The 13,469-nt window shown below is 47.2% G+C and carries 13 protein-coding genes and 1 pseudogene; 5 read left to right on the forward strand and 9 right to left on the reverse strand.

Annotated features, from left to right (window positions below):
- The 4 genes and pseudogenes from FEK66_RS17690 to FEK66_RS17705 form a co-directional block, all read right to left on the reverse strand.
- The coding region (locus tag FEK66_RS17690; protein ID WP_138211515.1) for a DcrB-related protein at positions 1-323 on the reverse strand (323 nt) is incomplete at its 3' end.
- Positions 324-374: 51 nt separating this feature from the next.
- Positions 375-2,369 carry a type VI secretion system tip protein TssI/VgrG gene (gene tssI, locus FEK66_RS17695; RefSeq protein WP_135493901.1) on the reverse strand — a complete coding sequence of 665 codons (1,995 nt, stop codon included), beginning with the start codon at positions 2,367-2,369 and terminating at the stop codon, positions 375-377.
- A gap of 210 nt (positions 2,370-2,579) precedes the next feature.
- Positions 2,580-2,936, reverse strand: coding sequence for a hypothetical protein (locus FEK66_RS17700; protein ID WP_130210181.1), 357 nt, complete (start codon positions 2,934-2,936; stop codon positions 2,580-2,582).
- Positions 2,933-3,462 (reverse strand): annotated as a pseudogene (locus tag FEK66_RS17705) (type IV secretion protein Rhs). Before FEK66_RS17705 ends, FEK66_RS17700 begins: the two are co-directional and overlap by 4 nt.
- A 973-nt stretch (positions 3,463-4,435) precedes the next feature.
- Between FEK66_RS17705 and ansP the strand changes: the two are divergent.
- The gene (gene ansP / locus FEK66_RS17715; RefSeq protein WP_131161496.1) at positions 4,436-5,935 is read left to right on the forward strand and encodes an L-asparagine permease; all 1,500 of its coding nucleotides are present in this window, start codon (positions 4,436-4,438) and stop codon (positions 5,933-5,935) included.
- 80 nt (positions 5,936-6,015) lie between these two features.
- On the opposite strand, the gene FEK66_RS17720 is transcribed toward ansP, so the two are convergent.
- Entirely contained in the window at positions 6,016-7,077 is a 1,062-nt protein-coding gene (locus FEK66_RS17720; protein WP_135493899.1) for a YncE family protein, read from the reverse strand.
- Between the two features lie 240 nt (positions 7,078-7,317).
- Here FEK66_RS17720 and pqqU point away from each other — a divergent pair, with 240 nt between their 5' ends.
- Positions 7,318-9,420 (forward strand): TonB-dependent receptor PqqU, encoded by a 2,103-nt coding sequence (gene pqqU, locus FEK66_RS17730; RefSeq protein WP_135493897.1) that lies wholly within the window; start codon positions 7,318-7,320, stop codon positions 9,418-9,420.
- 142 nt (positions 9,421-9,562) lie between these two features.
- Here the strand turns inward: pqqU and mcbR are convergent, their stop codons facing one another.
- Together mcbR and curA are read right to left on the reverse strand one after the other, a co-directional pair.
- On the reverse strand, positions 9,563-10,228 hold the full coding sequence (gene mcbR, locus FEK66_RS17735) for a colanic acid/biofilm transcriptional regulator McbR (protein ID WP_130210191.1): 666 nt from the start codon (positions 10,226-10,228) through the stop codon (positions 9,563-9,565).
- A gap of 198 nt (positions 10,229-10,426) precedes the next feature.
- Complete coding sequence (gene curA / locus FEK66_RS17740) at positions 10,427-11,464, reverse strand: NADPH-dependent curcumin/dihydrocurcumin reductase (protein ID WP_138211516.1); 1,038 nt, start codon at positions 11,462-11,464, stop codon at positions 10,427-10,429.
- Between the two features lie 180 nt (positions 11,465-11,644).
- Between curA and mddA the strand changes: the two genes are divergently transcribed.
- Together mddA and FEK66_RS17750 are read left to right on the forward strand one after the other, a co-directional pair.
- Positions 11,645-12,163, forward strand: coding sequence for an L-methionine sulfoximine/L-methionine sulfone acetyltransferase (gene mddA / locus FEK66_RS17745; protein WP_130210195.1), 519 nt, complete (start codon positions 11,645-11,647; stop codon positions 12,161-12,163).
- Positions 12,160-12,609: a DMT family transporter gene (locus FEK66_RS17750; RefSeq protein WP_001548534.1), complete on the forward strand. Its 450-nt coding sequence runs from the start codon at positions 12,160-12,162 to the stop codon at positions 12,607-12,609. Before mddA ends, FEK66_RS17750 begins: the two co-directional genes overlap by 4 nt.
- On the opposite strand, the gene ydcY is transcribed toward FEK66_RS17750, so the two are convergent.
- Positions 12,610-12,843 carry a DUF2526 family protein YdcY gene (gene ydcY / locus FEK66_RS17755; RefSeq protein ID WP_113649882.1) on the reverse strand — a complete coding sequence of 78 codons (234 nt, stop codon included), beginning with the start codon at positions 12,841-12,843 and terminating at the stop codon, positions 12,610-12,612.
- A gap of 85 nt (positions 12,844-12,928) precedes the next feature.
- Positions 12,929-13,102, reverse strand: a complete 174-nt coding sequence (locus tag FEK66_RS17760; RefSeq protein ID WP_135493895.1) for a GhoT/OrtT family toxin — start codon at positions 13,100-13,102, stop codon at positions 12,929-12,931.
- A 194-nt stretch (positions 13,103-13,296) separates the two neighbouring features.
- On the opposite strand from FEK66_RS17760, the gene yncL reads away from it, so the two are divergent.
- Entirely contained in the window at positions 13,297-13,392 is a 96-nt protein-coding gene (gene yncL / locus FEK66_RS17765; protein ID WP_074399477.1) for a stress response membrane protein YncL, read from the forward strand.
- Positions 13,393-13,469: the final 77 nt, after the last annotated feature.

Here is a 13,469-nt window from a genome sequence, read left to right on the forward strand (position 1 = left end):
GGCAATACAAATGCCACCTGGCACTGGTACACATGCTCGTTACCCCGGAGAAACTGGCTCTGTATTTCCAGCCCTTCCTCTGCGTCATTAATCCCCACGCGGGTCACCTGCACGGGCGTGTAGCGCAGTTCTTTTACCTGCTTTTCCAGCTTTTTCATTTGCTGTTCAACCTGAGATGCTAATTCATCTCCTTCCTGCATCTGGCCCCGGCTGATAATTAGTGCAGCGTCGGGATCGCTGAGGCGCAGCATATTAATCGTACTGTCCTGAATAATATTTCCAGGAAAAGTTACAACAGTTTCATTGAGATAGTACTCCGTCATAATGGTATGAGTCCTTTTTAATTAATGAATTATTTATTGATGGGTTTTTATTTATTTTTTAGTCATGAATGTGGTGTCTATCGCCAACTGAAGGGCTGTTTTCTCTAATGTTCCAGGCGGAGGTATATCTGCCGCTCTGTTATTCATATTTAAATCAAGCTGCCCTGATTGTGTATTTATTTTTCCATTCTCTGTTGCAGTAATATTAAAATTCTTACAGGTTATATTAAATATTCCGTCACTGGTCATTTGCAGGATAGTTTCTCCGCAGCTAAGAATAATGGAATCTCCCGCAGCAAGGCGTAAATTCTGCACTGTCTGAATCGTTTTATCCCTTCCGGCGAGAGAGATATCATCTGTCTGGACTGTTAGAGAACGTTTCTCACCAATAATCGCAGTTTCTGTTTTATCAATGACTTTAAGGCGATTATTGCCCACCCAATGGCTTTCATTATTATTTACTTCAATGCGTTGATCTTTCTCGGCATGCAACCAGATTTCTTCTCCGCCAGTTTTATCCTCAAAACGCAGGGCGTTAGCATTGGTTGGGCCGCCGCCGATGGTGTGGCTGTAAAACCCGCTTTGCGTCGCTGCGCCCGGTAGTCCCCACGGTGGCATGGTGTCCTGGTTGTATGTCCGCCCTACGATAATGGGTAAATCCGGATCACCATTTTTGAAATCCACCAGAACTTCCTGACCAATGCGCGGGATCTGAATGCCACCGAATCCTTTACCCGCCCACGGATAACTGACACGGACCCAGCAGGAACTGTTTTCATCATTCTTACCGTAACGATCCCAGCCAAACTGAACTTTCACCCTTCCATATTTATCTGTCCAGATTTCCTGTCCCGCCGGGCCGGTCACGATGGCGCTCTGTGGGCCTTTGGTGTGGGGTTTGCTCAGGGTTCGCTGCGGACGGTAAACTTCATTGGTGGGATGTAACTCAAAGCTGGTTGAGTAAGAAAAGTGCTGCTCCTGGCCGCTGTGTTGCGCATTGTCCTGTATAAATAGCGTGGTCTGTGCCAGCAGATATTCCCGGTTCACTTCGGCTGTCGGATAGTTTTCCAGGGTGAAGGTAAAACCTGTCATCAGGGTACGAATATTGCCGCTGCCCTGTACCCGACTACCGGGGCTACGCTGTTCTTCCATGCGGATGCGTGTCAGCATTTCACCTTCACTCTTTGTGAAGTAGTCTCCCGGCCATTCATAGTGCTCATATTCAGCAAGGCCGGTTTCACGCGGATTAGCCACGGTGCTCTTCAGCAGTGAACGCGGCTTCATAAAGTCGAAATCATTCAGCACCCACTGTCCGCTGCGCAGGCTTTCATTTGCTGTGATGGTATGGATAAACTCCTTGTCCAGTTTCAGCCCTTTCTGGTAATAACACACCAGCGGCGAATCTGCGCATGCCTTGTGGACATTAATGGCATCAGCCAGCACTAACGTGTGACTGTTCTCGCTGTGCTCAAACCACCAGTAGATACCCCATTCCTGCATCAGGCGCTGAATAAAATCGAAATCTGTTTCACCGTACTGCACCTGCCAGGCACGAGTCGGATAATTTTCCACCAGTCGTTTTTCGACTGGCCAGGGGTACTCATCCAGTACCTCATCCAGAATGTCCACCACGTTTTTATTCTGAAACGCTTTGTAGTCACTAGTGTGGGTCAGTATTTTTAACCACGGTTCGATCCGCAGTTCATACACCACCGAACGTCCTTGATGACCAGCCACGCGTGCCGCCGTCACCAGCCCGCTGATATAACGTTTTCCGCCGTCATCCAATTCGATATGGACGCACAGATCTTTGCCCACCATCGGTTTGAGCTGCAGGTTGGCTGCGGGGGAAACATAGCCCAGGTTCAGGATGTCAGGAGTTTTTAATTTAATAGAATAAGTAAATAGTTCCCCTACTGTTTCTGTACCCCCCAAGCTTGCAAACAGTAACATTCCATCAGGAACTGCACTGCCGCTCAAAGTCACGTTATGTGTACCCGATCCAATTAGTGCACCGGATGGATAATCTGTAGCTGTAAAACTCATAATTAATCCTTTTAACTAGAAATGGCCAAGTGCTAATAAGAAATCTTACAGAGAGTAAAATATGCAATATATTCGTAGTTGGCATAAAACATCTCAATACTTATGAATGCTACTGAAGATACTATCAACTATATATACCATAGTCATGTTAACCTGATGAAAATATTCACCTAAAGCACATTAATAAAATCAATGAAACTATTTAATTTGTTATTTAGTATGATTATCATCAAGTCTTAAAATACGCTCCCCTGACCTAATTATGCTAAAACCATAGTATTCTTTATCACTTCCGGAAGAGAGCATATATTTTCCGATATAAATAACATCTGGAGATAGCTTATTTATGTCAATGCATACGGGATCGAACTGACCAGTCACTCTTTTCAGTTTTATTGCATTGCCATATTTACCTTCATACAAAATATAATTTGAAATCATATTCCCATCGTCTGGTTTTGAACAAACCCGTCCGTCTTGTAAATATATATTACCGGGCAACAATGGGCGAACATAATCACCAACAGTGCATCCCGACAAAAAGAGCAACAAAAAGAATCTCTTCATATGACGCCAGCAGGAAATAAATTAAGTACCTTTTTGTATTTTTCGATAAAGTGTCCACTGATTCAGTTGTATCACCTACATAGTTAACATTTGCCAAATCAGCTACCAGTCCATAGTTAATCAATAGCCAATAATCAGAAACTATAGATGCTTGTTGTTCCATGGAATAAGAAGAAATTGACTGTAAATTAAGATCGTAATGATAATTTGCCGCCCAGGAAAATAAACCACGTAACTTAACTGAATACCCTTTCTGATATTGCCAAACATGCATCATTTCATGGATAAACAAGTGAGAAGCACCTGCTACTGTTTCACGATCGCCAGGCATTGCTTGCGATGAAAAATCTGAACTATAAACAGCATCAGGATAATACATTTCCCCGTTTGGGGTCATCGCTGTTCTTTCCCCTTGACCTGGCAAATATTTTTCATTGTGGATCCATACCTTGTTATAATCAAGTGTATTCTCAAAAATCGATCTGGCTAATGTTAATTCACCAGATGTCATTCTCCTTAATGACATATCATTCCTCCTGGAGATAATATTTTTCAGATAAAAACAAATGCTCTTTTATTATTTATTAAATAGGGTTCTCTTTGATGTTCAACATTTCCACTTTATGCAGTATTGATGGCATCATCTTCATAGACAATGAAATCAAAGCAAGTTCTCAACGATTTCCATTACGATTCCTTAACATTGGTTCTCAGCATCTTTATTTATCTATCTTCAATATCAATAGTTGATGTAAATGATTGCACGGGTAACATAATTTTCATCAATTAATTAATATCTGTAAACGCTACCGCCCCACCCTGATATCTTAATCTGCACATAGCCATCTTAACGTTATGCCCCATACATTAGTAATGTAAATTAAGAATTCGGAATATATCAAATTCACTTCATAAATTAATATCGAGAATGATATACACATTGATTATATTGAAGTAATGTTTTAAGGGTTGTAATGTCCCTGGAACGGGACTAATTCAAGAAGTTTCTGTTGGGCAATAGCGCGTTTATCACCCTATATCCCTCTTACATTTTTTGGCATTTTCTGTAACGTCGGTAACTGGCATTTCTAATCAGCAATTGTATTGGTCTTTGGCGTATTACCCCTGAAACCAGTCATACGCTAGTCCTTCACTATTCAATGATAATCAGCGACGACCAACCACACCTGTGTCCACTGCAACCACTGGCGTTCAGAGCAACGAACGAGTGGTGAAAAAGTCGGCGACCGTCGAGTATCATCGAACCAAAAGTGGTTTTTCCGTCATAATTTCATCAGGTTGCGACTTTGTCGCTAGCCGCCATTATCCCCACACATTTATAGCGGGATTATTTTGCATCATTACACGATAACGGGTAGGATTCTGCGCCGACAGTTATACCCATAAAGAATAATGGTGAATCTTGTCATCGCCAGGATGAATAAACATTGTTCATGGCAACTTATATGACTTTTTCATTAAAGCAATCAGGGAGAACAATGAGTAAACACGACACCGACACTTCAGATCAACACGCCGCGAAACGCCGCTGGCTTAATGCCCACGAAGAGGGGTATCACAAAGCGATGGGCAATCGCCAGGTGCAGATGATCGCCATCGGCGGCGCGATTGGCACCGGTTTGTTTTTAGGTGCAGGAGCCCGACTGCAAATGGCAGGTCCTGCGCTGGCACTGGTTTATTTAATATGTGGCTTGTTTTCGTTTTTTATTCTGCGTGCATTGGGTGAGTTAGTATTACATCGCCCTTCCAGTGGCAGTTTTGTCTCTTATGCCCGAGAGTTTTTAGGAGAGAAAGCCGCTTACGTTGCTGGCTGGATGTACTTCATCAACTGGGCGATGACGGGGATTGTCGATATTACCGCCGTCGCTCTGTATATGCATTACTGGGGTGCGTTTGGCGGCGTGCCGCAGTGGGTCTTTGCGCTCGCTGCGCTGACCATCGTTGGCACCATGAATATGATCGGTGTGAAATGGTTTGCGGAGATGGAGTTCTGGTTTGCGCTTATTAAAGTGCTCGCCATTGTGACCTTTTTGGTCGTGGGTACAGTGTTCCTCGGTAGCGGTCAGCCGCTGGATGGCAACACCACTGGCTTTCATTTAATTACCGATAACGGCGGCTTCTTCCCCCACGGTTTGCTGCCTGCGCTGGTGTTGATTCAGGGCGTAGTGTTTGCTTTTGCCTCCATTGAAATGGTTGGTACAGCTGCCGGAGAATGTAAAGATCCGCAGACCATGGTGCCTAAAGCGATTAACAGTGTGATTTGGCGTATTGGTCTGTTTTACGTCGGCTCCGTGGTGTTGCTGGTTATGTTATTGCCGTGGAGCGCGTATCAGGCGGGGCAAAGTCCGTTCGTGACATTCTTCTCTAAACTGGGTGTGCCGTACATCGGCAGCATTATGAACATTGTAGTGCTGACCGCTGCCCTCTCCAGCCTGAACTCAGGTCTGTACTGCACCGGACGTATTCTGCGCTCGATGGCGATGGGCGGTTCCGCACCGAGTTTTATGGCGAAAATGAGCCGTCAGCATGTGCCGTATGCCGGGATTCTGGCGACGTTGGTCGTTTATGTTGTTGGCGTATTCCTGAACTATCTGGTGCCGTCTCGCGTATTTGAGATTGTCCTGAACTTCGCGTCGCTGGGAATTATCGCCTCGTGGGCGTTTATCATCGTGTGCCAGATGCGCCTACGTAAAGCGATTAAAGAAGGCAAAGCAGCGGACGTCAGTTTTAAACTGCCTGGCGCGCCCTTCACATCCTGGCTGACGCTACTGTTTTTGCTGTGCGTGCTGGTGCTGATGGCGTTCGATTACCCGAACGGGACTTATACCATCGCTGCGCTGCCGATTATCGGTATTCTGCTGGTTATAGGCTGGTTTGGTGTGCGCAAACGCGTTGCTGAAATTCACAGCACTGCGCCAGTCATCGAGGAAGATGAAGAAAAACAGGAAATTGTGTTTAAGCCTGAAACGACGAGTTAATTGCATAATTGCTCGGTTTAAAGCCGGATGCGGCGCTAGCGCCGCATCCGGCCTACGAAAGACAAACTCCCCTGTGTCGATTACAGCGCAATACGAATCACATCGTCCGGCTGGGTAGCTTCCTGCTGTTTAGTGGATTTTTGTTTAACACTGACATACAGCGTTTTGCCATCGGCAGACAGCGCCAGGCTATTCGGATGAGTCGGCGTATCGAACGTTTTCACCACCTTATAGCTTTTCGCACCAATCACACTAACTTTACCCGCCTGACGATGCGTCACGTAGGCTTCATTACGCGCTGGGTTAAACAGCACAGCCAGTGATTCCGGTGCCGCAACCTTCGCCAGAATATTGCCATTACGGGTATCGACCACTAACACTTCTGCCGCTTTTGAATCGGTGATAAATGCACGCTGATTGGCGGTATCAAGGCTGATGTTGATAAAGAAGTGCTCTTTGCCGTCATCCAGCAGCTTTTTACGGCTGAGGATTTTATTGTCGGCGGTGTCGATGGTAATCAATTCGCCGTCAGCGTTAGTGGTGTAAAGACGTTTGCCTTTACTATCCAGCGCTAAACCAGTGCTCATTTTACCGGTGTTCTGGATGGCGGTTTTCAGTTTGATATTCTCGCCATCAACGACCCAAATCACGCTCTCTTTGCCAATACCACTGATGTAAACCGTGTTCGTGGCATCGTCAGCTACCAGCTCACGCGGCTGCAACGGGCGCACCTCTTCCGTGCGCTTACGATCATCCAGCACCAGACGCCCTTTCACTTCGCCCGTTTTGGCATCTATCGCCGTGACCGCGCTGTTTACGGTGTTACCAAACCACAACGTCTGAGTCGTGTTATTGATGGTGGCACCAAACGGCTTGAGATCGTTATGGATCGCCTGAGTCACTTCCAGAGTGACCGGATCGAGACGATAAACCACGCCGCCTTTATCCAGTTTGCGGCTTTGCGAAGTAGCAAGCCACAGCGCGTTCTCCTGCTGGCTATAAGCCATTTCGTAGGCACCTTTACCTACCGCTTTACGCAGCATTTCTTCTGCGGCCTGCGTACTGAATGATGAAGCAACGAGCAATGAACCTAACAGTAATGAACCACGCAGGCGCGATGAAAACAGATGACGTAAATGCATGACGACTCCCTTTGATGAACCGATATTTTTGCTGCTTCACAATGCTTCGCTGAGCGTAATCATCGTTACACTCTTGTTATAAATGGGAATGGTAATCATTATTTTCTCAAATGTGGAGTATTTCTTGTCGTTACGACTACAATTTCCTCAATTACTTAACGTATTGTGCCGTTTCGTTTTCCATAAATTTACAATTTTATTACCATGACGGAGTATTCCCATTCTTAACCTGGCTTTTTCATGAAGATTTTTTCCGTCCGACAGACCATTTTGCCCGCACTGATTGCCCTTTCTCCTTCCGCTTTTGCAACCAATGAACAAACCATGATTGTCAGTGCCGCGCCACAAGTGATTTCCGAGCTGGATACGCCAGCAGCCGTTAGCGCGGTGGATGGCGAGGAGATGCGCCTGGCAACACCGCGCATCAATTTGTCTGAATCACTGACCAGCGTGCCTGGTTTGCAGGTACAAAACCGGCAGAACTATGCGCAAGATTTACAGCTGTCGATTCGCGGATTTGGTTCCCGCTCCACTTACGGAATTCGCGGTATTCGCCTGTATGTGGACGGTATTCCCGCCACCATGCCCGACGGACAAGGGCAAACATCTAACATCGATTTAAGCAGTGTGCAAAATGTGGAAGTGCTGCGTGGCCCCTTCTCTGCCCTGTATGGCAACGCGTCTGGCGGGGTGATGAATGTCACTACTCAAACCGGGCAACAGCCGCCAACCATTGAAGCCAGTAGTTACTATGGCAGTTTTGGCAGCTGGCGCTATGGGCTGAAAGCAACGGGCGCAACGGGCGACGGCACACAGCCTGGCGATGTCGATTACACCGTCTCAACCACACGCTTTACGACCCACGGCTATCGTGACCATAGTGGTGCACAGAAAAATTTAGCCAATGCCAAACTGGGCGTACGCATTGATGACGCCAGCAAATTAAGCCTGATTTTCAACAGCGTGGATATCAAAGCAGATGATCCAGGTGGATTAACCGAAGCAGAATGGAAGGCGAATCCGCAACAAGCGCCACGCGCTGAACAGTACGACACGCGAAAAACCATCAAGCAAACTCAGGCTGGGCTGCGCTATGAGCGTAGCCTGAGTTCGCGGGATGATATGAGTGTGATGATGTATGCCGGAGAGCGAGAAACGACCCAGTATCAGTCAATCCCAATGACACCGCAACTTAACCCGTCGCATGCGGGCGGCGTGATTACTCTGCAACGCCATTACCAGGGGATAGACAGCCGCTGGACACACCGAGGTGAACTGGGCGTTCCGGTCACGTTCACTACCGGCCTGAACTACGAAAACATGAGTGAAAACCGCAAAGGCTACAATAATTTTCGCCTGAATAGCGGCGTGCCGGAGTACGGGCAAAAAGGTGAGTTGCGCCGCGACGAACGCAATCTGATGTGGAACGTCGATCCCTATTTACAGACACAGTGGCAGCTGAACGAAAAACTTTCGCTGGATGCTGGCGTGCGCTACAGCTCCGTATGGTTTGATTCCAACGATCATTACGTTACTCCGGGTAACGGCGATGATAGCGGTGATGCCAGTTATCACAAATGGCTACCAGCCGGATCGCTAAAATATGCAATGACCAATGCCTGGAATATCTATCTGGCAGCCGGGCGTGGTTTTGAAACGCCGACGATTAATGAACTGTCTTATCGCGCTGATGGGCAAAGCGGTATGAACTTTGGTTTAAAACCATCCACCAACGATACAATTGAGATCGGCAGTAAAACGCGTATTGGTGATGGGTTGCTTAGTCTTGCATTGTTCCAGACCGACACCGATGATGAAATTGTTGTCGATAGCAGTAGCGGTGGACGCACCACGTATAAAAATGCCGGTAAAACGCGTCGTCAGGGCGCTGAACTGGCATGGGATCAACGTTTCGCGGGAGATTTTCGCGTAAAAGCGTCCTGGACCTGGCTTGATGCCACCTATCGCAGCAATGTTTGCAGTGAACAGGATTGTAACGGTAACCGGATGCCAGGGATCGCCCGTAATATGGGTTTTGCGTCGATAGGTTATGTACCGGAAGATGGCTGGTATGCAGGCACGGAAGCGCGTTACATGGGCGATATAATGGCAGATGATGAAAATACGGCCAAAGCGCCTTCTTATACTCTCGTCGGCTTATTTACCGGGTATAAATACAATTACCACAATCTAACTATGGATTTATTTGGTCGTGTCGATAATTTATTCGATAAAGAATATGTCGGATCGGTGATTGTTAATGAATCAAATGATCGATATTACGAACCAGCTCCCGGGCGTAATTATGGTGTGGGCGTGAATATCGCATGGCGATTTGAATAACTATACTCTAAATAATTCGAGTTGCAGCGGCCCCGTAAGGGGTGAGGCCCATGGATGGGCCGAATAACCCGCAGACGTAGCACATGCAACTTGAAGTATGACGAGTATACATTGATGCCCGATATTTGCCGGGCGTTTTAATTTAACAACTGTATTGCTGGCACAACATAGCAACGTTTTTTTGCATAATTTCAGCAAGACAATGTCTGCATCCCTCTTTGTCTTTTGCTTTTAACGCGGCGAATAGTACATGATAGCTTTCAATACGCTCACGTAATTCCGCTGGATTAATCGCTTCATAAAGATAATGTAAACCAGGTCCCATCCTGACCCATAATTGCTCAATCATTTCACACAGAATGGGCATTTTTGAACGATGATAAATCGCTAAGCGAAATAGTTTGTTTGCATTAATGAGTTGTTCCATATCGCCGTTTTCTTGCGCCTGCTGTAATTTCTCGAGCAATTCCTGAAGTTCCGCTATGTCTTGCGAGGAAATGTTTTCAACAGCCAGGGCAACTGCCATTAATTCCAGTTCGTAGCGGATCCGATTGATTTCGTCTAATTGACTTTGCCTTACTTCCGGTACTGTAAATGCTTGTGCAGGTGCGACAGAGAGCGCATTAACCGAAACCAGGCGTAATAGTGCTTCACGCACGGGTGTAATACTCATGCCTAATTGCTCCGCCAGATTTTTAGTGATCAAGCGTGCACCAGGTTTCAGTGCGCCAATACTAAGCTGATGTTTCAGGTCGTTCTCAACCTGCATAGTCAAACTGATATGCGATATTTTTTCCGTTCCAGGCATGTTATTTCCTTCAGGTGTATTCGTTCCAACTCTGCCGGTATAGCAGAAGTCGTTTACCTGGTGTATGAAGCTGAATAATCATTATCCACTCATCTTTATTGTTATTAGCTACAGAACAGTGATGTGATTAGTTAATTAAAGCTGGAAATAAGATTTTTGCCTGGATTTTTGTGGCGGCTTTACGCCGCCGCCGTATCTTTAGTCATCATCCGCGACGCGAATAACAACTTTGCCGAAGTTTTTGCCGCTCAGCAGGCCGATAAACGTCTGCGGTGCGTTCTCCAAACCGTTGGTAATTTGTTCACGATAGTGAATTTTACCCTCTTTCACCCATTGTCCCATCTCCTGCTGGAACTCATGGATTCGGTGGCCATAATCCTGACTGATAATAAAGCCTTGCAGGCGAATACGTTTTTTTAGCACCGTGGCCATCAACAACGGTAAACGGTCTGGCCCCGATGGCAACTCCGTCGCATTATAGCCGCTTACTAAGCCACAGACAGGAATACGCGCGGAGGTATTAAGCAACGGCAGCACGGCATCAAACACCTTCCCGCCAACGTTTTCATAATAGATATCAATCCCTTTCGGACACGCTTTCGCCAGCTGCCCGGCAAAATCATCCGCGTGGTGGTCAAGGCAAACATCGAAGCCCAGCACCTCGGTAGCATGGCGGCATTTTTCCGCGCCACCGGCCACTCCAACTACCCTACAACCTTTAAGTTTTCCGATTTGCCCCACCGTCGCCCCCACTGGTCCTGTCGCTGCAGCGACCACCAACGTTTCGCCCTCTTTGGGCTGACCGATATCCAGCAGGCCCATATAAGCGGTAAAGCCGGGCATCCCCAGCACACCCAGTGACCACGAAGGATTTTGCGGATGATCGCCAAGTTTCACCAGTTCATCGCCACTGGATATGTCATAGTCCTGCCATCCACTGTAGCCAAGCACCCAGTCGCCAGGCTGGTAATCAGGATGATTCGACTCCACGACACGGCTCACCGTACCGCCGACCATCACCCCGCCAATATCAACGGGCGGTGAATAAGATGGCTCATCGCTCATTCGTCCACGCATATACGGGTCCAGTGACAAATAAACTGTGCGCAGTAACACCTGTCCTTCACCCGGTGTGGCGACATCATCTTCTTCAAGACGAAAATTCTCCGGAACCGGCGCGCCATGCGGACGCGAGGCCAGAACCCAACGGCGGTTACGCTGCTTTTGTTGCCCCATAATGCTCTCCTGTGCTTTTGGCATGAATCGATCAATGGTAGCAGGCACACGTGGTTATATTTGTCTGTATGCATCACATTCCTCCCACAACACGCAATAATTTCATTGTAGATTGCGTTGCTTCCGGCTGTTTTCGATAGTATTGATAACATCATCATCAATATTTAATCGAGGCCAGATATGTCCATCCGTTTTGCCTGCAAAGCCGATTGTGCTGCTATTGCGGAAATTTATAACCACGCCGTGTTGTATACGGCGGCTATCTGGAATGACCAAACTGTGGATGCAGATAACCGCATTGCCTGGTTTGAAGCGCGGACTTTAGCAGGTTATCCAGTGCTGGTGAGCGAGGAAAACGGCGTAGTGACGGGATATGCCTCGTTTGGCGACTGGCGTAGTTTCGATGGTTTTCGCCATACCGTGGAACATTCGGTTTATGTCCATCCCGATCATCAGGGCAAAGGTCTTGGGCGTAAATTGTTAAGCCGATTGATCGATGAAGCGCGGGATTGCGGGAAGCATGTCATGGTCGCCGGGATCGAATCGCAAAATCTGGCCTCGCTGCATCTCCACCAGTCTCTGGGATTTGTCGTCACCGCACAAATGCCGCAGGTAGGCACTAAATTTGGTCGTTGGCTGGATCTGACATTTATGCAGTTGCAACTCGACGAGCGCACTGAACCGGACGCGATTGGATGAATCAGTCGCTCACCCTTGCCTTTTTGATTGCCGCCGGAATTGGCCTGGTGGTGCAAAACACGCTGATGGTGCGCATCACCCAGACCTCCTCTACCATTCTCATCGCCATGTTGCTGAACTCACTGGTGGGGATTGTGCTATTCGTCTCCATTTTATGGTTTAAACAAGGGATGGCAGGGTTTGGCGAACTGGTTTCCAGTGTGCGTTGGTGGACACTGATTCCTGGCTTGCTGGGATCATTTTTTGTCTTTGCCAGTATCAGCGGATATCAGAATGTGGGGGCAGCTACGACCATTGCAGTACTGGTCGCCAGTCAGTTGATTGGAGGGCTGGTGCTGGATATTTTGCGTAGCCATGGCGTGCCATTACGGGCGTTGATCGGCCCAATTTGTGGCGCAATTTTACTTGTGGTTGGCGCCTGGCTGGTGGCCAGACGCTCGTTTTAATCACAGGATAGTGCCGCCTTTGGTTAACTGTTCGTGGCGAGCTTCCATATCTTCTTTATGCTTACGCCCGTGATGAGCGATTGCTGTACGCAAACGCTGCTGCTGAGTGTAACGTTCTTCCCGGCTTAACTCTGCGTCATCGCTCAGGGCGATTAATAATTCGTTCATATGGGCAATGACGCTCTCATCAATCGCTGCATCCACGCGTGCGATGACCTCTTCCAGATGCGACATACTTTCTCCTTAGCCACTTGTGAAAATTATCGATTCTCCCAAATGATATAAGTCTGCGTTGTGCCGTCAAGCTAGTGCTCAAGATTTAAAACAGCGAAAACAGCAGCGCCACCGGAAAACTCATCGGCCAGGTCACCGCTACCAGGAAGGCGCTCAGAAAACGAATGTGCTTCTTCTCGTGGGAAAGAAACCAGGTAGTAACAAACGCGATAGCTGCCATAACAGCATAAAAAACAAGCAGGCATTGATAAAGAGACATGTACGGGCATCCAGCCAGAGGAATAAAACGCGCGCAAATATGCGTTATTTTTTGATGCACATCAAGTTTTTCAACCCGTTTGAGATATTTCCATAACCCGGGAGCTTCCCTTGTCCATCTTCAGAATGAGTATTATTGCAGATTTACTTAACCCGTACTATACACATAGGGGCTATGACAAAAGGTGGCAAAATATGAATGTTTCCAGTAGAACTGTAGTGCTTATAAATCTCTTTGCTGCTGTTGGATTGTTTGCTCTTATCTCTATGAGATTTGGTTGGTTTATTTGATGTAGCGATATTGCACGCAGTACACACTGTCAGAGAGATATCAACTCTCTGACAGTGTGTTAGATCTTCTCACACTC

This window comes from Escherichia sp. E1130, from assembly GCF_005781065.1.
GTDB lineage: Bacteria > Pseudomonadota > Gammaproteobacteria > Enterobacterales > Enterobacteriaceae > Escherichia.